General features: G+C 66.4%; 20 protein-coding genes and 1 pseudogene. 8 read left to right on the top strand and 13 right to left on the bottom strand.

Features of this window, described 5'->3' with window-relative positions; all coding sequences use genetic code 11:
• Position 1: 1 nt before the first annotated feature.
• The 3 genes from ACQP00_RS06265 to ACQP00_RS06255 all read right to left on the bottom strand — a co-directional run bounded on the left by ACQP00_RS06265 (position 2) and on the right by ACQP00_RS06255 (position 3,310).
• On the bottom strand, positions 2-2,170 hold the full coding sequence (locus ACQP00_RS06265) for a cell division protein FtsK (RefSeq protein WP_433215655.1): 2,169 nt from the start codon (positions 2,168-2,170) through the stop codon (positions 2-4).
• A gap of 89 nt (positions 2,171-2,259) precedes the next feature.
• A complete protein-coding gene (locus ACQP00_RS06260) occupies positions 2,260-3,012 on the bottom strand; it encodes an ABC transporter permease (RefSeq protein WP_433215652.1) in 753 nt (250 codons plus the stop codon).
• A 61-nt stretch (positions 3,013-3,073) separates the two neighbouring features.
• Positions 3,074-3,310, bottom strand: a complete 237-nt coding sequence (locus tag ACQP00_RS06255; protein ID WP_433215649.1) for a DUF6284 family protein — start codon at positions 3,308-3,310, stop codon at positions 3,074-3,076.
• A gap of 141 nt (positions 3,311-3,451) precedes the next feature.
• Here ACQP00_RS06255 and ACQP00_RS06250 point away from each other — a divergent pair, with 141 nt between their 5' ends.
• The 4 genes and pseudogenes from ACQP00_RS06250 to ACQP00_RS06235 all read left to right on the top strand — a co-directional run.
• On the top strand, positions 3,452-4,222 hold the full coding sequence (locus ACQP00_RS06250) for a GntR family transcriptional regulator (RefSeq protein WP_433215646.1): 771 nt from the start codon (positions 3,452-3,454) through the stop codon (positions 4,220-4,222).
• Positions 4,223-4,257: 35 nt separating this feature from the next.
• Positions 4,258-5,145: a DMT family transporter gene (locus ACQP00_RS06245; RefSeq protein WP_433215643.1), complete on the top strand. Its 888-nt coding sequence runs from the start codon at positions 4,258-4,260 to the stop codon at positions 5,143-5,145.
• Complete coding sequence (locus tag ACQP00_RS06240) at positions 5,142-6,008, top strand: GntR family transcriptional regulator (protein ID WP_433215640.1); 867 nt, start codon at positions 5,142-5,144, stop codon at positions 6,006-6,008. The genes ACQP00_RS06245 and ACQP00_RS06240 overlap by 4 nt, the downstream gene beginning before the upstream one ends.
• Before the next feature lie 296 nt (positions 6,009-6,304).
• A pseudogene (locus ACQP00_RS06235) lies at positions 6,305-6,544 on the top strand (GntR family transcriptional regulator); the annotation flags it as partial.
• Positions 6,545-6,819: 275 nt separating this feature from the next.
• Here ACQP00_RS06235 and ACQP00_RS06230 read toward each other — a convergent pair.
• The gene (locus ACQP00_RS06230; RefSeq protein WP_433224384.1) at positions 6,820-7,587 is read right to left on the bottom strand and encodes a hypothetical protein; all 768 of its coding nucleotides are present in this window, start codon (positions 7,585-7,587) and stop codon (positions 6,820-6,822) included.
• 224 nt (positions 7,588-7,811) lie between these two features.
• Between ACQP00_RS06230 and ACQP00_RS06225 the strand changes: the two genes are divergently transcribed.
• A complete protein-coding gene (locus tag ACQP00_RS06225) occupies positions 7,812-8,513 on the top strand; it encodes a hypothetical protein (protein ID WP_433215637.1) in 702 nt (233 codons plus the stop codon).
• A gap of 130 nt (positions 8,514-8,643) precedes the next feature.
• Here the strand turns inward: ACQP00_RS06225 and ACQP00_RS06220 are convergent, their stop codons facing one another.
• The gene (locus ACQP00_RS06220; RefSeq protein WP_433215634.1) at positions 8,644-8,991 is read right to left on the bottom strand and encodes a hypothetical protein; all 348 of its coding nucleotides are present in this window, start codon (positions 8,989-8,991) and stop codon (positions 8,644-8,646) included.
• Positions 8,992-9,136: 145 nt separating this feature from the next.
• On the opposite strand from ACQP00_RS06220, the gene ACQP00_RS06215 reads away from it, so the two are divergent.
• Positions 9,137-10,243, top strand: coding sequence for a hypothetical protein (locus tag ACQP00_RS06215; RefSeq protein WP_433215631.1), 1,107 nt, complete (start codon positions 9,137-9,139; stop codon positions 10,241-10,243).
• A 739-nt stretch (positions 10,244-10,982) separates the two neighbouring features.
• Positions 10,983-11,525 carry a hypothetical protein gene (locus ACQP00_RS06210; RefSeq protein WP_433215628.1) on the top strand — a complete coding sequence of 181 codons (543 nt, stop codon included), beginning with the start codon at positions 10,983-10,985 and terminating at the stop codon, positions 11,523-11,525.
• 131 nt (positions 11,526-11,656) lie between these two features.
• Here the strand turns inward: ACQP00_RS06210 and ACQP00_RS06205 are convergent, their stop codons facing one another.
• The 7 genes from ACQP00_RS06205 to ACQP00_RS06175 all read right to left on the bottom strand — a co-directional run bounded on the left by ACQP00_RS06205 (position 11,657) and on the right by ACQP00_RS06175 (position 16,324).
• On the bottom strand, positions 11,657-11,887 hold the full coding sequence (locus ACQP00_RS06205) for a hypothetical protein (RefSeq protein WP_433215625.1): 231 nt from the start codon (positions 11,885-11,887) through the stop codon (positions 11,657-11,659).
• Between the two features lie 831 nt (positions 11,888-12,718).
• The gene (locus tag ACQP00_RS06200) at positions 12,719-13,051 is read right to left on the bottom strand and encodes a YnfA family protein (protein ID WP_433215622.1); all 333 of its coding nucleotides are present in this window, start codon (positions 13,049-13,051) and stop codon (positions 12,719-12,721) included.
• 46 nt (positions 13,052-13,097) lie between these two features.
• Positions 13,098-13,334, bottom strand: coding sequence for a hypothetical protein (locus ACQP00_RS06195; RefSeq protein ID WP_433215619.1), 237 nt, complete (start codon positions 13,332-13,334; stop codon positions 13,098-13,100).
• Positions 13,335-13,464: 130 nt separating this feature from the next.
• Entirely contained in the window at positions 13,465-14,727 is a 1,263-nt protein-coding gene (locus ACQP00_RS06190) for an ATP-binding protein (protein WP_433215616.1), read from the bottom strand.
• A gap of 580 nt (positions 14,728-15,307) precedes the next feature.
• On the bottom strand, positions 15,308-15,640 hold the full coding sequence (locus ACQP00_RS06185) for a YnfA family protein (protein WP_433215613.1): 333 nt from the start codon (positions 15,638-15,640) through the stop codon (positions 15,308-15,310).
• A 31-nt stretch (positions 15,641-15,671) separates the two neighbouring features.
• Positions 15,672-15,911 carry a hypothetical protein gene (locus ACQP00_RS06180; protein ID WP_433215610.1) on the bottom strand — a complete coding sequence of 80 codons (240 nt, stop codon included), beginning with the start codon at positions 15,909-15,911 and terminating at the stop codon, positions 15,672-15,674.
• Positions 15,908-16,324 carry a MerR family transcriptional regulator gene (locus ACQP00_RS06175; protein ID WP_433215607.1) on the bottom strand — a complete coding sequence of 139 codons (417 nt, stop codon included), beginning with the start codon at positions 16,322-16,324 and terminating at the stop codon, positions 15,908-15,910. The genes ACQP00_RS06180 and ACQP00_RS06175 overlap by 4 nt, the downstream gene beginning before the upstream one ends.
• 76 nt (positions 16,325-16,400) lie before the next feature.
• Between ACQP00_RS06175 and ACQP00_RS06170 the strand changes: the two genes are divergently transcribed.
• Entirely contained in the window at positions 16,401-17,732 is a 1,332-nt protein-coding gene (locus ACQP00_RS06170) for an aminotransferase class I/II-fold pyridoxal phosphate-dependent enzyme (protein WP_433215604.1), read from the top strand.
• Between the two features lie 5 nt (positions 17,733-17,737).
• On the opposite strand, the gene ACQP00_RS06165 is transcribed toward ACQP00_RS06170, so the two are convergent.
• Complete coding sequence (locus ACQP00_RS06165; RefSeq protein ID WP_433215601.1) at positions 17,738-18,145, bottom strand: ASCH domain-containing protein; 408 nt, start codon at positions 18,143-18,145, stop codon at positions 17,738-17,740.
• Between the last annotated feature and the right edge of the window lie 54 nt (positions 18,146-18,199).

Below are 18,199 nucleotides of genomic sequence, written 5' to 3'. Positions count from 1 at the left end.
TTCAGGCTGCCGGTTCCCCTCGGCGACGGTTACGTTCCGCCACTGCCTCGGTGACGGTTGAACGCTCGATACCGCGCCGGTTGGCTCCCTTGCCGGTGGTTGGATCGGTGCCCCACACCTGTGTCGTGGTGATTCCGTACGGCTTGAGCGCGGCGGTCAGGTGGTCACGGGTCAGGTCGCCGTACACCTCGGGCCGCAACGCGGCGAGCCGCTCGACGATGGTCTCCGCCCACAGCTTCGGCTCGTCGGCGCGGTAGACGCTGGCAACGTCCTCCAGCAGCGTGCCCCGCCGCGCTGAAGGTGTCTCGGCGCTCTGGCCGGCCGCCTGCCCGGTCAGCGTGCCGGCCGCGACGCGAGCGGCGTAGGCGCGCTGGCAGAGCTTCTCCACGGTCGGTCCGTCGAGGTAGTACGTGCGCACGATCTGCGCCTCGTCGGCCGCGCCCACGAGGTACCCGACGCCCTTGTCTTTCCTGGTGAACATCGTTGCCCGGATGCCGTTGCGGTTGGCCGAGGTGCCCAGCACCATGTCGTTCTCCAGCTGGCCCATGACGCGCAGGCAGAACCGGGTGCCCACGTTGGCCGAGACACCAGTCGGCAGGCTCTTGGCGTCCGGCCGTTGGGTGGCCTTGAGCAGGACCACACCCAGGGCGCGACCGAGCTTGATGATCTTCTCGGCCAGCTCGCCGGCTTCCTTGCCGAACTCCGGATGGGCGAACAGTTCCTGGCATTCGTCGAACAGCGCGACCAGCCAGTGCAGGCCCTTGATGCGCCGCGCCAGCTCGGGTGTGACCTTGTTGTCCGGACACACGTCCTTGGGCAGCTTCTTGATGATGGCCGCGCGCTTCTGGCATTCGTCGCGCAGGTCGCGCAGCGCCTGGAGGGCAACCTCGGCGGTGTCGTCGTCGGCGCCGGAGCCGTACCGCGCGCAGACCTTGGCCAGGGGGTCGAGACCGCCGGTGCCCTTCAGCTCGTACGCCCACACCTCGGCGTGCGGGTCCAGAGCGGCCACAAGCGCCGGCAGCTGGAGCGCAGCCGTCTTGCCGTAGCCAGGAATCGAGCCGATGAGCAGGTTCGTGTACGGCAGTTCCATGTACACGATCCGGCCGCGCGGATCGGTCCCGAACGGGAACGGCTTCGCCATATCCACGGCGGATGCCTTCAGCAGCGGCCACGCCGGCTGGCGGGACGCGGACATCGGCTGATCGCCGGTCCACAGCACCAGCCGCGAGGGGCTGATATCGGCGTTGCCCTCCGGCCACACGCAGCCGAGCGGCCGGCCGAGACCAGACGCAAGCCGATCCCGGCGCTCCACCACGTCGCCCACGGTCACGCCAGGCGGCAAGTCCACCTCAGCTCGCCAACCGGGGCCATCGCGGACGATCGGCGCGGGGAACGTGATGGCGCCGTTGCCCTGCTTGGCTATCGCCTGGTTGATGCCAGCGATTCCGAGCACGGACAGCGCCCGGACTACGACATCGGACGTCAGCTTGGCTACCTGGGGCTTGACCACGGCGCGGTCGAGTAGCGGCCGATCCGCCGGCCTCCCGAACGCGCCGAACCCCACGACCGCGACGGCGAGCACCGCCCACCGAGTCCACACCGGGGCCAGAATGAGCGCCACTGCGACAAGGAGCAGCACAACGACGATGGCCAGGGCCACGATGCCCCGCCAGCGCACGCGCCGATCCCGCTGACGGGACAGGTGCAGGTACTGCTCCGCGTTCTCGGTGCGCACGGTCGCCTGCCGGACCGGCTCGCCTTCCAGGTCGAACAGCCAGCGCAGCGAACCGCCGACCGCACGGCCAAGACCGATCGGCGACCGAAACGCGAGTTTGCCGGCGTACTTCGGCACCCGCAGCGCGTGGTACGCCGCGACGTGCCCGGCGTAGCCGGCCGCCCACGTCACCGAGTCGTGCAGCTCGGCGCGGGAGCGCAGCCAGCCGGGCAGCAACGGCCGGCGCTCAGCGCCCCGCCGGTCGAGCTTCGGCTTCCGCTGCGCTTCGGGCGAGTCCACCAGGACCGCCGCCCCGGCGTCGTCCTGATCCTCGTCGTCGCGGTGGCGTCGCTCCCGGGCAGCGTCGAGATCCACCACGTTGTCGGTCAGTTCGGTTTCGTAGCGGGACCAATCCAACCCTTCCGGGTGCTCGCGGTCCGGCTCGTCGCTCGTCATGCTGAGGGTCTCCTGACTCCTTGCGAGGGGAACGGGGACCGGTGCGCGGCCGAGGTTTCCTAGGCCGACTGGCCGCGCACCGGGCAGAGCTACTCGCGGTGGGCGTGGATCAGGTGGGCCAGCGCGGCGCCCATGCCGAGCACGGCGACGGGCAGGCAGGCAACGGCGGTGGTGATCTGCCACGGGGCGTGCGTTACGCCGGCGGCGGTGAGCAGGTGGTAGGCGACCTGGCCGAGACCACCGAAGATGAGCGAGCCGATCGCGGACCAGCGCGCGAACGACCGGGCAGCGGCCGGCGCGGTGCCGGTGAGCCAGACCGCGAGGGCGTACGCGGCGTAGGTCTCCACACCGATCGGGAGCGTGATGGCCGTGTTCAGGGCCAGGTCGTCCCAGATGCCGGGGAGCGGGTGGACCACGCCGAACCCGGTCAGCTCGCCGAGACCGACCCACCCAGACCAGATGGCCACGAACGCGGGCAGCGCCAGCAGCATCACCGGCCACGACCGCGACTTCCGCGTGACTGTCGTCCCCGGGTGTCCGTCACCCGTGGCCTGGAGCGTTGCCTCCGGCGCTTCGATCACCGGCACGACCTCGGCGGCCGGTGCAGGTTCGGCGTCGACCGGGGCTGGTTCCGGGTCTACAACGGCGTCCGTCGAGCCGGAGAATTCGACCGCCTGAAGCGCCTCCCGCAGTGCGGTTGCCTTCGGCGCACCCACCTTCAGCTCCTTCATGAGCCGGTTGCGGGACGGGGTCTCCCCCAGGGCGTCGGCGATCTGGCGAGCCCGGGGCAACAGCGCGGACAGGTCGAACGGGTATGCGCTCGATGCGGTGGTGGTGGTCACGCGACAACTCCGATCGGGTGGGGAACTCGGGTGTTTGCTGACACGCGCGCCGGCGGAGTGCTCAAGCCGCTCCCGCCTCAGGCCGATCTGCCGCGCAGAACTTGCGCAGCTCATGCAGCACGTGGGCCTCAGCGCGGCGCAGCCGGTGATAGTCGAGCTGGGTGGGGCCGGCCGGGGCGACGATGCACAGAATCTCGGCGTCGAGCAGGGCCAACTCAGCCTCAATGAGCGGCCACTCCCGCTCGATCTCGGCGAGCTGAGCCGGTGTTGGTTCGTCGTCGAATGGACGGATTCGCACGGCAAACTCCTGCCTCAAGACTCACAACTGGCTTGAGCCAGTGTGGCCGATCGATGTGACCACCGTCAAGAGACTGGCTCAAGCCAGTTGCGGTAGGCTGTCGGCAACGGGGATCGATACACGAGACAGGCAGGCTTCCCCATGACCGACTCAGACAAGCGACTCCCCAGCCGCCGCATAGCCGATGACCTGCGCACGTCCATCGAATCGGGCGAGCTGGAGTCCGGCGCCAAGCTGCCCTCGGAGCGCGACCTAGCCGCCCGTTACGGCACCGCCCGCAACACCGCCCGCGAAGCAATCAGCATCCTGCAGACCGAGGGCCTGGTCGTCGCCCAGCACGGCCGAGGCGTCTTCGTCCGACCGCGAACGCCCCTCATGCGCCTCGGCTCCAACCGTTACTCCCGCCAGCTCCGCAACGAGACCGGCCTCTCCCCGTTCCGCATCGAGGTCACCAAACAGGGCCGCACCCCGAAGACCGAATGCCGCTCGGTAGGGCCAGCCCCGGCGCCGGCCGACGTCGCGGACCGCCTCGGCCTAGCTGTCGGCGACTCAGTTGTGCGGCGCGAGAACTGGTACTACGCCGACGACGAACCGGTCCAGGTCGGCGTCACGTACATCCCGCTCAACGTGGCCGGCACCTCGCCGCTGGCCACTGAGAAGACGCTAGGCAAGGGCAGCCTGTACGCCCGGTTCGAAGACGTCGGCTACGTGATCACCCGCATCCGCGAAGAGATCTCCGCCCGCATGCCCAGCCCCGACGAGGTGACCGGCCTCGCCATGCCACCCGGTGTGCCAGTGATCGATGTCTTGCACACCAGTTACGACGCCAACCACCAACCGTTCGAGGTGACCCGCTTCGTCATGCGCGGCGACCTCAACGGCCTTGACTACGAAATGCCCGTCGAAGACTGACTGATGGGATTGGAACCCACGTGCGCCGTAGCAGCATGCTCCGACTCGCCTGCCTCGCCCTGCTCTGGGGCTCCAGCTTCCTCTGGATCAAGTTCTCCCTGCGCGGCTTTTCGCCGGTCCAGATCGTGCTAATCCGGCTCACCCTCGGCGCCCTCGTCCTGGCCCCGATCGCCCTGGCCCGCGGCATGCGCTTCCCGACCGGCGCGAAGGTCTGGGGCCACCTGTTCGCCGCTGCCCTGGTCGCCAACGCCATCCCCTACACCCTGTTCGGCATCGGCGAAAAGACCGTCGACTCCAACGTGGCCGGCGTAATCAACGCCACCACACCCCTATGGACCGTCCTCATCGCGTTCCTGGCCGGCACCGACCGCAAGGTATCCGCCTGGCGCGGCCTCGGCCTCGCCCTGGGCTTCGCCGGCACCGTCCTCATCTTCAGCCCGTGGGAATCCGCAAACGAGATCGCCAGCTGGGGCGGCCTGGCCGTGCTCGCAGCCTCGGCCAGCTACGGCGTCTCCTACGTCTACATGGGCAAATTCCTTTCCGGCCGCGGTATCCCACCGATCATGTTGTCCGCGTCCCAGCTCGCCGCCGGTGCCGTATGGATGCTCCTGGCTTTGCCGTTCGGCGGCCTGGCCGCCCCGCACTGGCGCTTCGACGCCCTCGTGGCCGTGATGATCCTGGGCGTCTTCGGGACCGGCATCGCGTACGTGCTGAACTACCGGCTCATCGGCGACGAGGGACCGACCATCGCCTCTACTAATACCTACCTCCTGCCGGTCGTCGCCGTCGTGCTCGGCGCCCTGGTCGTCAGCGAACCCGTCACCGTGTCCATGATCGCCGGGATGCTCGTCGTCCTGGCCGGCGTCTTCCTGGTCCAACGCAAGCCGGCAGCCAAACCTGAGCCAGCAACAGCCAAGACATGACCTTCGGAGAGCGGCTCAGGGAACTCCGCCGGGAGCGCGGCCTGTCGCTGCGCGCGTTCGCCGCCCAGGTCAACTACTCCCACACCTACCTCTGGGAACTCGAAACCGGCCGCAAACAACCCGGCTCAAGAGTCGCCGCCCAGCTCGACACAGCACTTAGCGCCGCCGGCACGCTTTCATCACTGGGCACTGAAGGCGAGCCCACATCGCCGATCGACACGTATCGCCGCCAGTTTGAACGCACGGCGAACACGGTCGGCCCAGGCACCATGGCCCAGCTCGCCGCCTGGCTCTACGACACTTACGTCCGCAGCCGGCCACCACTGCTACGCCTCGGCGCAGAGCGCTACTCCCGCCAGCTCCGCGAACAGACCGGACTCTCCCCATTCCGCATCGAAGCCACCCGCCAAGGCCGCACACCAACCACCGAATGCCGCTCCGTCACAGTGGAGCCAGCGCCGCCGGATATCGCCGCCTGCCTCAGACTGCCCGCTGGCGCGCCGGTCATCCGACGCGAAAACTGGTACGCAGCTGACGGCGAACCGGTCCAGCTCGCCACGACCTACATCCCAACCCGAATCGCTGGCGAGACACCCCTCAGCACGTCTGCACCACTGGGGCATGGCGGACTGTACGGCCAGCTCGCCGAGATCGGCCACCAGCTCGCCCGATTCCGGGAACGCGTCATCACGTGCATGCCCACCCCAGCCGAAGCCAAGGCGCTGCGACTCCCGCCCGGCGTTCCGCTCCTGGTCGTTCTCCACACCAGCATCGACAACGCCGACCAACCGTTCGAGGTCACCCGATTCGCCATCCGCGCCGACCTCGCCGCGCTCGACTACCAAATGGCAGTCACCGAGTAGCGTCAGCCAAACGGTCAGCTGACGCGCACATACTGTTGCCATCGCTGGCAGGCGGGCAATCTGGGTTCACCGGAGTGGACGTGAATACGTACATGATCCGCCGGGCCGGACTGAAATGACTGGGCGGTCAACACACCAGTCCGGGTGACTTCGGCTGCAACGTGGCAGTGGACGGCGTCGAGTCACGAATGGCAGTAGTGGCTGTGCGGGGCCAAGGTCCCCGCACAGCCACGTCAAATTGCCGCGAGCTGAAACGCCAAATTGACTCTTGAGTCGATCAGCGGCCAGCTTCCCCAATGTCACCGGGAAGCGGCGAATCACTCCGGGGCGAATTGACGCCATACGCGACCCTCCCACTCCCAAAGCTGCCGGAAGGTGAAGAAATGCCCGTTCCAGGTGTTCCAATCTACCTCAATGTCGCTTCCACTCTGCGCGAGCAGATCGAAAAGGGGACATACAAGCCAGGCCAAGCTCTACCTGCGGAGCTGGCGCTCGCTCGTGACTTCAACTGCGGCCGAGACACAATCCGTGAAGCCATCAAGGTTCTCAGCACCGAAGCGCTGGTCACGACTAGGCGTGGAGCCCCTGCGGTCGTCCGCCTCCAAACGGAGCGGCGAAATCTGATTTTGCGGCAAGGTGAACAGCTTATCTGCCGTATGCCAAGCCACAATGAACGTGCACAGCTGGGTCTAGAAGCAGGAGTACCCGTGCTCGAAGTCCAGCGGACCGACGGCAGGAGCGGACTTCGCAGCAAATCAAGTCACAATTTTGGCCTCTGCAAGATAGCGAACCATCGGCGGTCGCTCAAACTTTACTCATGTTCAGGTAGCGCCGACCCTTGGTTAGGCATCGCAACCTCTTTCCACCGGCCATCGGTATCACTCCAAGACGCCGCCGCGCCCTCGGCACGCAAGATTTCGGGTAGTTCTCGCATCGCGTTGCTGAGGCCCTCGTCGCTCATGGTCACGATCCTTACCGTCGTATCGAGTTCAGTTGGAGTCCGTTTTACCTGAAGCTCGAAACTTGGGGTTCGTGATTTCGCAGCGAACCCACCACGGAGGAACTTCATGAAATCGTAAAGGTAGGAGGCAAGGATATTGCCAGGGATAGACAAGAGGGTGGCATCGGCCAGCTCAATTACCGCACGAACGCTTTCGGCGGCGGAGAACTCGTAGAGCCACGCGAGTTCGAACGGCATTTCAGGCGGCAGTGCGCTGGCCGCGGCCTCGCCGATACTCTGCTCGTCGAAACAGCCATACTCGACGAATATCTTAACTCCAAATGGCGGTGTGCCCCTCGCTGCGAAGGTTTCCGTAGTGGCAATCGAGAATCCCCCGGGTGCCCCAACGGACTCAACCTCTCGCTCGTATTCCCTCCATACCACTTCGTCTACGTCGAACTCAACCCAAAGTGCGAATTCACCATCATCTAGGGCCTCGATTCCGGCCTCTACATTTTGAGGGTCCATCGGACGGTGGGCATCGTGGTTGAATCGCATCGGCACTCCGCCTTGTGCCAACTTCGGCAGGAGCTGCTCCAAGTTCTCGCGGCTTAGGCGAAAGCCGCCATACTTGGGCACGCGATGGGTAGTCACGATACGCGCGCGTACCCGCAGGATTGTCATGGCTACGAATTCCCATCGCTTCAGATCCGAACGGTCGGGTCCACGGTACCCAGCGGGGTCAACCGACGAGGACGAGGCGTGGTCACGCCGGCTATCTCGTTACCGTCCCGCCCATGCCGCGCCTTGATGGCAGCGCGTATGAGAGCTCCGCTCTCGCCGCCGCCTGGGATAATTGCGGTATGAGCGAGCCGAAGGCCACGCAACCATCCTCCGTTGCCGATGATATTGACCGCCCGACGTTCCCCGACGAGACAGCGCTGGCCGAAGATGCCGCGGACACACGGGTGGTCTGCGCTGCGGCGGAACTCGGCGTCAAAGTGCCCCAGGACTTCTACCTCATGGGCATAGGTCCGGACGGCACACATACGGCATTCATACCCGGCACCGCAAATGACCTAAGGGTCGGAGCAGCCATCCTGGCACGGCTCGACGGCGCGTCGGTCAGCGACTGCCAGGCTCGAATGAGGGACAGTCCGGAGCCGGTGCTAGATCCAAGGCCCGAGTGGATGCCGCCTGAAGATTGGAACGACGCCGAAGCGTGGCGGTCGTGGACGACGGAGCGTTCTCGCCATCCGGAATGGCCCAACTTCTACAACAGCCCGGCAGACTGGCTCCCGTTGGTCACGACCGGTACGGGCCTCGCAACCTTGGTCATGGCTACCGCGTCCGTTATCAAGCAGCGCGACCGCATCAAGTTCGCAAAATGGCTGGTTGAACTGGCCGATAGGCGCGGTTTGGACGTGGACCCGGTGGCCGTGATCAGGGCGTTCGAGCGCGGAGCACCCGAGCGTTCTACAGGAACAAGCGTCCAAGGCGGCTCTGAGCCCCAAGGTGGCGAGCAGCCGCCCGTGACGTCTTCTGGAGATGCCAGCCAGCCATGAGCGTGTGCGTCGGATTAGCTTGGCCAAATTTGCCGGACTTCCCGCTGACACGCGCCGAGTCAGCGGGAAGTCCAGGCCGCTAGCCGAATTGTCCTGAAGCACACGGATTCGTTCCGTGGATCAGTGCCGGTCAGCTCGAGAGCGCCATGTAAACCACCACGGCAGCGGCCAGCCCGCCCGCACCAGTGAGAACGATCTGCTTGTTGGTTCGCTGGCGGGCTGCGATGTTAATGGCCTCGATCAACACTGAGGCCGCGTGGTTGGCGGGATAAGGCAGCAGTGCGGTGCGGACCACTCCCGCGATCGCTCCGCCTTCGGGGGTGGCTAGCCAACGGGCGAGCCGGATGTCGGCGAACGCCAAGTCGTTGATCCATTCGTTCGCGATGCTCTGGGCGCCTCGATGATGCCAGCCGAACGGCTGCCTTCTCACCCATTGGTCCAGATATGAGGCCAGAGGTCCGTAATCGAGAGTGCCCATGATCCACTCCTAGTGGGACTAGCTTGGACAGATTGCCCGTCCAGGGTCGCTTCACGGTATGCTCTATATGTGCTGGCCAACAAACCATTTGGCCACGTGTAGGCAAGATTGCAAGATAACGGCCTTTCCACTGGGAGTACCTACTATGAGCGAGCCCACTGGGAGTACCTCGGAGCGGTTGACTACCGCACACCTGCTCGCGGTCGCCACTGAGACTGATCCGAGCGTCACCACACGTCGCTTGGAGTTCTGGCGCAATGAAGGGCTCCTGCCGCATCCCGAGCGAACTGGGCAAGCAGGCACTCGACCCGTCTGGACTTACCCACCCGAAACCGTCGGCCAGCTTCAAGCCCTTCTGCGGCTCCGGGAGACGACCAAAGATCCTGACGTTCTGCGGGCAGCGTTGTGGTTTGGCGGCTACCCGGTGCCGACCGCGCTCGCCCGCGCGGCGATCATCGACTACATCCGTGAGATGTGCGCGGCCCTAGACCGCGTGCTGCAACGCCAGGCTCCCGCGAGTGACCTTGGAGACGATGAGGTCCGGTCAGCAGCGCTTGAGCAAGTAGCCCGAGTGCTTGCCCGGAAGCGTGGGAAGTCGCTGCCTCGTCACGAACGACAGTCACAGCAGGACCGCGACCGCGCCGTGTTCACGATGCTTGGACTCGCTCTCAACGGTTCGAGTCCCGGGATTAAGGCCGACGAGCAGGACGCCGCTGCGGTTGAGGGGCTGCTCGGCATGTCGGCCGGCCGAAAACTCAGGATCGGCGATGCGGGACCATGGCTCTCGGGGCCGGCAGCCGACGGACTCGCCGACTTCGCCAAGTACGGCAGCATTGTAGCGCTGATCGATGCCGTTGAGTCGATCGACGATGCGGCACTGGAACTTGCCCGCACCAACGCTCGGCTCCTGCTGCACGGGGTATCCTTCGCCGCGCGGCTCGCCGACGCGTTCACCGGCCGCCCCAACGTAACTGGTATGACCGCGCTCGCGGAGATCGGGCAGTCGCCCGAGGCCGGCATCTGGTTCACCGCACTTCTAGCATCACTCGGGCGGTCGCCGACACACGCCGATAGTGTCGCGCAGATTGCCCAAGCCTTGGCGGAGTTCCAAGCCATCGAGGACCAGATCAAGACCATCGCAGCGATGCCAGAGCAAGCGCGTGCCGCAGCGCTAACAGGCCTACCCGACATGCCCTTGAGGCAGCAGGCCGGAGTTAGGCGCACGATCGCGCAGTTTCGGCCGCCCGAGTGAACCTTCCCAGAGCGGTCGATACACCGGATGGCGTGAAGGGGACGCAGTCATGAATGATGCGCCGGCCGGAGTGATGATTGTGCTCAACGTGGACCTTGCGGTCGTGGACCATACCCGTCGGCCTTGGGCATCCCAGAGCATCATTAGGCCGTTGGGGCTCCCTGAAGCGCACGCGTACGCGCCACGGGCCCGGAGGTAGCCAGTGGCTCGACGGCCGGACGCTGCAGCAGTCGCCCCAAATACGCCCCGAAGTTCACTGCTCGCGTTCGCCCGACCATAGTGTTGTGGCTGCTCAGACGTCACGCGTCGACCAGCGACTGCGCTTCTCTCCGGAGGCGGGGGCGCAGGTTCGAATCCTGCCGGGGGCACCACCACTGACCAGCCAAAACGAAGCCCTTGACCAGCGATTACGCGGTCAAGGGCTTCGCTCGTATGTACGGCTGCCACCGGGTTTTCACGGCCAGGATCGGCCAGTCACGGCAAATACGCGGCCAAGTTTGCCGCAGCCCTCAGGACCCCAAGGCGCCCGTGATGCGCTGGCGTAGCCGCTGCCTCCCATCGAGGCACTACGCGAATATCTTTCGGCAGCACCTCCCCCGAGTGCCTCGGGCCCACTCGGCAACTGCGTGGCCGGCACTCCGCGTTGAGCCGAATCGAACCGCTACATGGCCCGCCCCATGCCTTGACAGCTGCGGATGCCTGGCCTTCGAGTGTTGTCCCGATGCGACAGAATCCGTCTATGGATGGAGCAGTTGCCGCGGCGTGGACGGCGGCGGGGGTCGCGGTGCTCGCCGCGGGCGTCTCGGCATGGCAAGCGGTCCATGCAGGAAGTGCCGCCAATAGCGCAAAGCGGCAGGCCAAAGCTGCCGAGGAACAACTGGCCCTGGCTTGGGAGCAACACGTCGCGGAGCAGCAACGTCGCGAGCAGGAAGAAACGGCGGAATCACGCAACGCGGTTCGCGAGTACTTGCGACGGGCCGATGCCTATGTCAACGCGGCTCACCGATTTTCCCGGCGGCCGGCCATGTCGAACCTCAGGGATGACTTCGCGCTGAGCTTTGATGCCGTCCTGCGCGCACGGAAGGCCCTGCCGAACGACGCGGATACTACAGGGTTCGACGAATCATCATTGGCCGCGCTCATCAGAAGGATCGGGGAAGCGGCCGACAAGCTTGATCAGGTGGTAGACCAAACCATTGATGTGCAATCCGTTGCCGCTAGCCGTGAACTCCAAGAGCTGATCTCTCAAGCCCGGGAAGTATTGAAGAAGACTCGATATTGAGCCCTCAGGGGTCCTCCAGCAAGGGTGAGCCCCTTGACCAACTTCGGGGTCAAGGGGCTCACTCGATATTCGTTACAACCCGGCGTTGGCTCCGGATCAGCCTCTTGTTCGGCAAGCTGAACGTTGCCAGGTCAGTGCGGATACCCGAGCGCGTCCGTGATCCGCCGGCGTAGTTGCTGCGCTCCCCCGTCTTGGCACTTGGCGTAGATCTTGAGCAGCACCTCCACTGAGTGGCCAGCCCACTCGGCAACCTGCGCGGCCGGCACTCCCCCGTTGAGCCACGTCGACACCGCCACGTGCCGCAGGTCGTACGGCGTGGCGGCCAGCGGCGACGCCACGACTTCCGGCGTGAAGGCGGCCATCCGCGCTTCCCGCCACGTCCGGTTGATGGTCCCTCTCGGCAGCTCGCCGGCGTTGCGCTCCCCGTGAACAGCCGGCCGTCCGGCGCCGTCCCGAGCTCCTTGATGTGCCAGTCCAGGGCTGCATCATGTCCGGCGGTCACCGGCCATTATTGGGTGCGATCGCCCGCCCGGTCCCGATCCTTTCCCAAGCCCCAGCGGCCGGATGCAGCTCCTGCCTGCATACGCCAGGCGTTTCACCGACCGGAAGCCTCAACGTCCCAGGTACCGTCAAGCCCGATGTCCATAATTCGGGAGGCGCTACGGCCTCTTCTAACCGGTCCTTGACCGGCAGCCAGCAGAGGACGATCCAAACCTTGGGGCCGAACCAAGTTCATCAGTAGCACACCCTCTGAGCGAAATACTGTTTGGCGCAACGCGCCTTGCTACGCAATGGCTGCAACCCGAAGCACAACGCGGTGGTCGTGGTTGTTCAAAAGATCATCGCCCGCTTGGACGGCACGGTTCTGAACAGTTGCGGACGGATCCGTGGCTCCGCCGTGCCGCGCCTGGCAGGCAGAGGTCCTACCGAGCACGCATTGGGCGACGAGCGCGCCCAGCGCCGGGACAGTCCCACCGAGCGCGAGTCGAAAAGCGAAGAGCGACAAGCTTTTATCTCTAAGGGAGGAAAACAATGATTTGATCCTGACCGAATACGGTGCCTTGGCCACGACTCGTGGCCGGTGAGATCACCGTCGGAGTTAAAACTGACCCGGCGGGGCGGCGCCGGCGACGTGCCTTTTACGAGGCGCGGCCGAACGGCAGGAGCTTGCGCCAGATCGAAGTCCGGGGGAATCAGGAGCGCGGCGCGTACATGATGACTGCCACGCCCACCAGGCAGATTGCGGCGCCGAGGTAGTCGAAGCGGTCGGGGCGGAACTTGTCGACGGCCATGGCCCACGCCAGGGAGCCGGCTACGAAGATGCCGCCGTACGCGGCGAGGATGCGGCCGAAGTTGGCGTCCGGTTGGAGGGTTGCCGCGAAGCCGTATGCGCCCAAGGCCGCCACGCCGGCGCCGATCCACAGTAGGCCCTTGTGTTCGCGTACGCCCTGCCAGATCAGCCAGGCGCCGCCGATCTCGGCCAGCGCCGCCAGGACGAACAGGGCTATGGATCGGATGATCGTCATGAGGTCATCGCAGCACACGGACTGAGCGGCAAGCCCGCCAAAGTGGTCAGCAGCCGCAGCCCGAACCGCCGCAGCCGCACGTTGGAGCCGGGGCGGTCCGGCGGCGGTGCAGCCACCACATGGTCAGGGCGGCCACCGCCAAGCCCGCGGACACGGCCAGCAAGGTCTTCTGGGCCACTGCGGCGCCCGCGATGGTCAGGACGCCAGCGGCTATCAGCAACGGCAACGCACAGCACGCGGCGCAGGCGACGGCGGCCAGTACGCCCGTGACCTTGCTGCGCATAGGAGGTGCGGGAGGGCGAAGAGTCGGGGTCGGCAGGGGCTGGTTCATGCGGGCGGTCCACCGATCGTCAGGAATGGCAGTGGGCAGTCTTCGCAGGTGCAGTTGGTGAGGCTGTCGCTCGGTCGCGGTTTCAGGTTGCTGGCGGGGGAGGCACTTGCCATAGGGCACTTACTGGCATGGCGCGGAGCTTGTTGCCGAAAGGCAGGGTCGACGTGCCCGTGTAGAGGACGATGCCGGCGATGAAGTCGTCGCCTAGGCGGTCGGCGAGGCGGCGCAGTCCGCGGAAGTCGTCGGGTCCCACTGTGGTGGCCGCTTTGACTTCGATGCCGACCACGTGTCCGGATCTGTTCTCGAGCACTGCGTCGACCTCGTACCGGCCCTGGTCGCGGTAGTGGGACAGGTCGGCTCGCTGCTCGGACCAGGTGAGCTGGCGAGACAGTTCGGAAAGGACGAATGATTCGAGCAGAGGGCCGAATGGCGCTCCCGGCCGTAGCAGCGCCCGGGCGTCGGTCGCGACCTCGTTGGCGGCGATTCCTGAGTCAACGAAGATCATCTTTGGGGTTGCGGTGGCTCGGGTGCCGAGGTTGCGGGACCAGCCGGGGATCCGTTTTACGAGGAAGATTTCCTCCAGGGCCTGGAGGTACCTGGCGATCGTCGGCCGGCTCACTCCGAGGGCGGATTCGAGTGAGTTCGCCGCGATGAGGGTCGCGGATCTGGCGGCGAGCAGGCGCACCAGCTTCCGAAGGTCGCCTTTGTGCTGGATCTCGGACAGTTGCCGGACATCACGGTCGATGAGCGCCTGGACGTACGCGTCGAAAAACCGTTGGCGCCGCCGTGGGTCGTCTCGGACTGTGGCTTCGGGCAAGCCGCCTCGCACAACTCTGGCCGCGTAATCGGCCCGGGTCACCTGCGATTCGTGCCGCAGGTCCGGACCGCTGGTGAAGATGGCATCGATGAATCCGTCGGGTTCCCCGGTCAGTTCCCCTTGTGAGAAGGGCCAGAGTTCGACCGTTTCCATCCGGCCCGGTAGCGCGTCCGGTGCAGCGACCATGCCGAACAGCCGCGACGACCCGGTGAGCAGGAACCGTCCGGGGCGGGGGTCTTCGTCAACGGCAGCCTTGATTGCCAGCAGCAGCTCGGGATCGCGCTGGATCTCGTCGATGACCAGTAACTCGGGCGAGTCGACGAATCCGACCGGGTCGGCGAGCGCGGCGGCGCGGTCCTGAGCTCGGTCGAGGTCGCGGCGCTCCGCGAGCCGGTCTCCGGCGACGAGGCGTACAAGGGTGCTCTTGCCCGCTTGGCGTGCACCGCTGACCAGCACCACGCGGGTGTCGGCCAGCGCGGCGTTCACCTGTGCAGCAGCGCGGCGAGGGATCAGACGGGCCTCGGGCATGACTTATCATACCTAGGAACTTTCGATCTGCGCGGCCGTAGACTTTCGATCTGCGCGGCCTCAGACTTTCGATCTGCGCGGTCCGGGACTTTCGATCTGCAGCGGGGTTGGAGGCTAGGGGTTGACGCACCGTGCGGCGTCCAACTTGTAAAGTGCCGGCCGCAGTCGCGGGAATGCTTGAAACCTCCGACGGTGACCACTCCGGCAACTAGTCGTGGCCAAGGCACAGAGCGTCGCCAGGCTCAAATCATTGTTCTTCCTCCCCTGAAAATTTAAGCTTGTCGCCCTTCGTTCTTTCGACCGGCAGCTCATTCAACCGCCGGCGACCGAGAACCCCGCAGCGGCAAAATCCCTGATCAGAGCCAACTCCGCACCGGCGCACCCGGCAACCGGCGGTCCCCCAGGCGCGAGTCAAAAGAACAAAGAGCCACAAACCTTAATTCTCCAAGAGGGAAAAGCAATGATTTGAGCCTGGCGACGCTCTGTGCCTTGGCCACGACTAGTTGCCGTGGTGACCACCGTCGGGGTTTCAAGCATTCCGACGTGTCCATCCGACACACTACAAGCGGGTGTGAACGCGTTACGAGCGCGGCGCGTACATGATGACGGCGACGCCCACCAGGCAGATTGCCGCGCCGATGTAGTCGAACCGATCAGGCCGGAACTTGTCTACGACCATGGCCCACGCCAGGGAGCCGGCCACGAAGATGCCGCCGTACGCGGCGAGGATGCGGCCGAAGTTGGCGTCCGGCTGGAGGGTGGCGACGAAGCCGTACGCGCCCAGGGCGGCCACCCCAGCGCCGATCCACAGCAGGCCCTTGTGTTCGCGTACGCCCTGCCAGATCAGCCAGGCGCCGCCGATCTCCGCCAGGGCGGCCAGGACGAACAGGGCTATGGACCGGATGATCGTCATGGTGTCATCGCAGCACACACCGCGCGGACGGTCAGCAGCCGCCGCAGGAGCAGGAGGAGGCGGCCGCGGTTCGGCGGCGGTGCTGCCACCACATGGCGGCAGCGGCCGCGGCCAGGCCGGCGGATACGGCCAGCAGGGTTTTCTCGGCTATCGCGGCGCCCGCGGTGGTCAGGACGCCGGCGGTTATGAGCAGGGGCAGGGCGCAGCAGGCGGCGCAGGCGAGGGCGGCGAGGGTACCGGTGATCTTGCTGCGTTTTGGAAGCTCGTTCATGCGGGCGGTCCACCGATCGTCAGGAATGGGAGGGGACAGTCTTCGCAGGTGCAGTTGGTGAGGCTGTCGCAGCGCGCGTCGACCACCTCGGTCAGCGTGTTGCGGATCGCCATCAGGTCGGCGATCTTGGCGTCCACCTCGGCGATCTTTGCGATCGCGCGGTCGCGCAGGTCCGGGGTTGGGTGGCGGCGGCCGGCGTCCAGCAGCTCCGCCACCTCGTCCAGGGTGAAGCCCAAGCGTTGCGCCGCCTTGATGACGTGCAGCACCGCCACCGTGTCGGCCGGGTACAGGCGGTGGCCGCCCAGCGAGCGGTCCGGCTCCGCGAGCAGGCCGCGGCGTTCGTAGTACCGCAGAGTCTGGATGTTGACGCCGGCTCGTTCGGCCAGTTCGCCGGTTCGGAGGGGTGGGTTCACGGTGCCGCCTTTCCTTCCAGACGACAGTAAGGCTGTACCTGGGTACCGGATGCAAGCTCGGCCTAGAGTCGGGGGCGTGAGCACCGGGTTTGGGTTGGCTGGGCGGACCGCGAACGAGATCTCCGCGGCCGTGGAGGCGGGGGTGCGTTCCGGGGCGCTGCAGGCCGGGGATGCACTTCCGCCGATTCGAGCCGCAGCGGTACAGCTCGGTGTCAGTCCCGCCACGGTTGCCGCCGCCTATCAGGCGCTTCGGCAGCGTGGGATTGCCGAGTCGGCCGGGCGGCAGGGGACGCGGATCCGGCCTCGGCCCGCCGTGGCGCCGGCTCGGGGGCAGTTCCGGGTCCAGGTGCCTGCCGGGGTGCTCGATCTTGCCACCGGGGGGCCCGATCCGCGGCTGCTGCCCGACATCGGGCCGGCCCTCGCGCGGGCGGCGGCGGACTCCTGGCCGACCGGGTACGCGTCCGAGGGGTACCCGCCGCTGCGCACCGCCGCTCAGGCCTCGCTGGCCCGGGACGGGGTTGACGGCAGTGAGCTGGCGATCGTCGGGGGTGCCCTCGACGGGGTGGAGCGGCTGCTCAACGCGCACCTCCTGCCAGGGGATCGGGTGGCCGTCGAGGATCCGGGGTGGGCGAACCTGCTCGATCTCGTTGCCGCGCTCGGGTTGCGGGCCGTTCCGGTGGCCGTCGACGAGGCCGGGCCCGACCCGGCGCGGCTCGAGGAGGCATTGAAGGGTGGGGCTCGGGCCTTCGTGGTGACCAGCCGGGCGCACAATCCGACCGGGGCCAGCGTCACCGCCGACCGGGCCGAGGAGCTCAAGTCCGTTCTTGTACGGCATTCCGACGCACTCGTCATCGAGGACGATCACGCGGCGGAATTGTCGGTCGAGGGGCTTCACCCGCTCGCCGGGGCGACCCGATCCTGGGGTTTCGTCCGCTCCGCCAGCAAGCCGTACGGGCCCGATCTGCGGCTCGCCGTCGTCGCCGGAGACGCGACCAGCATTGGCCGGCTCACGGGGCGGCAGCGGCTCGGGACCGGGTGGGTCTCGCTCATTCTGCAGCGGGTGGTCGCCGATCTGTGGGGCGATCCCGTTGTGGGAGAGGCGGTTTCGCGCGCGCGTGCGGAGTACGAGAGGCGGCGTTCGGCTCTTGTGCGTGCGCTCCGGGAACGGGGGCTGACCGTGACCGGGCGGACGGGGTTGAATGTGTGGGTTTCGGTGCCCGAAGAGACGACGGCGGTGGCGCGGTTGCGGGAGGCCGGATTCGCGGTGGCGCCGGGCGCGTTGTATCGGATCGCCACGCCGCCCGCGATCCGGATCACGATTTCGGGGCTCGACGTGGATGTCGTACCCGCATTGGCCGACGCCGCTGCCGAGGCGGTCACCTTCAGGGGCGCCGCCGCCGGGGTCTGAGGCGGCTAGCTGATGCGGCGGAAGCGTTGCAGTACCGCCAAAGTGTCATCGTCCACCGTGAACTGATCGTTGCCTAGCCAGCCGCGGTAGTCGGGGCCGTGCCAGAAGTGTTCGTGGGTGGTGCGCCACTCGGCGACCGTCGTGTCGCCCTCGCCCTCGTCGATTGCGTGCTGCACGTCGACGTCGCCCAATCTCGCGATGCTGACCGCGGTCAGTTCGATGACCGCGACCCGCCGGTCATGGGAATCGACGACGGCCGAGCGGCGGCCGACCTGCGGGAGCGGTTCCTCGTCGAGCTCGTAATCCTGCAGGAGGCCCGTCGTGGTCGTCTTGGTGCCGTCGAGGATGGCGGCGACGAGGCGGTCCCGCAGCGGGCCGGGGAATCCGAATTGGGCGATCGGCAAATCTTCCACGGACGCCGACTGTACTCACACCGAGCTGAGTACGGCGACGGATTTCAAAGCGGC

The sequence above is a fragment of the Dactylosporangium sp. CS-047395 genome (genome assembly GCF_050942185.1).
In the GTDB taxonomy this organism is placed as follows: domain Bacteria; phylum Actinomycetota; class Actinomycetes; order Mycobacteriales; family Micromonosporaceae; genus Dactylosporangium.
Note: the sequence above shows the minus strand (reverse complement) of the source record. Positions and strands in the feature narration are given on the sequence as shown.

Excerpts from the sequence above, each read along its gene's own strand:
- ACQP00_RS06265 (WP_433215655.1), bottom strand. The coding sequence starts at position 2,170 with ATGACGAGCGACGAGCCGGACCGCGAGCACCCGGAAGGGTTGGATTGG.
- ACQP00_RS06250 (WP_433215646.1), top strand. The coding sequence starts at position 3,452 with ATGACCGACTCAGACAAGCGACTCCCCAGCCGCCGCATAGCCGATGAC.
- ACQP00_RS06245 (WP_433215643.1), top strand. The coding sequence starts at position 4,258 with ATGCTCCGACTCGCCTGCCTCGCCCTGCTCTGGGGCTCCAGCTTCCTC.
- ACQP00_RS06240 (WP_433215640.1), top strand. The coding sequence starts at position 5,142 with ATGACCTTCGGAGAGCGGCTCAGGGAACTCCGCCGGGAGCGCGGCCTG.
- ACQP00_RS06225 (WP_433215637.1), top strand. The coding sequence starts at position 7,812 with ATGAGCGAGCCGAAGGCCACGCAACCATCCTCCGTTGCCGATGATATT.
- ACQP00_RS06220 (WP_433215634.1), bottom strand. The coding sequence starts at position 8,991 with ATGGGCACTCTCGATTACGGACCTCTGGCCTCATATCTGGACCAATGG.
- ACQP00_RS06215 (WP_433215631.1), top strand. The coding sequence starts at position 9,137 with ATGAGCGAGCCCACTGGGAGTACCTCGGAGCGGTTGACTACCGCACAC.
- ACQP00_RS06210 (WP_433215628.1), top strand. The coding sequence starts at position 10,983 with ATGGATGGAGCAGTTGCCGCGGCGTGGACGGCGGCGGGGGTCGCGGTG.
- ACQP00_RS06205 (WP_433215625.1), bottom strand. The coding sequence starts at position 11,887 with ATGGCCGCCTTCACGCCGGAAGTCGTGGCGTCGCCGCTGGCCGCCACG.
- ACQP00_RS06200 (WP_433215622.1), bottom strand. The coding sequence starts at position 13,051 with ATGACGATCATCCGATCCATAGCCCTGTTCGTCCTGGCGGCGCTGGCC.
- ACQP00_RS06195 (WP_433215619.1), bottom strand. The coding sequence starts at position 13,334 with ATGCGCAGCAAGGTCACGGGCGTACTGGCCGCCGTCGCCTGCGCCGCG.
- ACQP00_RS06190 (WP_433215616.1), bottom strand. The coding sequence starts at position 14,727 with ATGCCCGAGGCCCGTCTGATCCCTCGCCGCGCTGCTGCACAGGTGAAC.
- ACQP00_RS06185 (WP_433215613.1), bottom strand. The coding sequence starts at position 15,640 with ATGACGATCATCCGGTCCATAGCCCTGTTCGTCCTGGCCGCCCTGGCG.
- ACQP00_RS06180 (WP_433215610.1), bottom strand. The coding sequence starts at position 15,911 with ATGAACGAGCTTCCAAAACGCAGCAAGATCACCGGTACCCTCGCCGCC.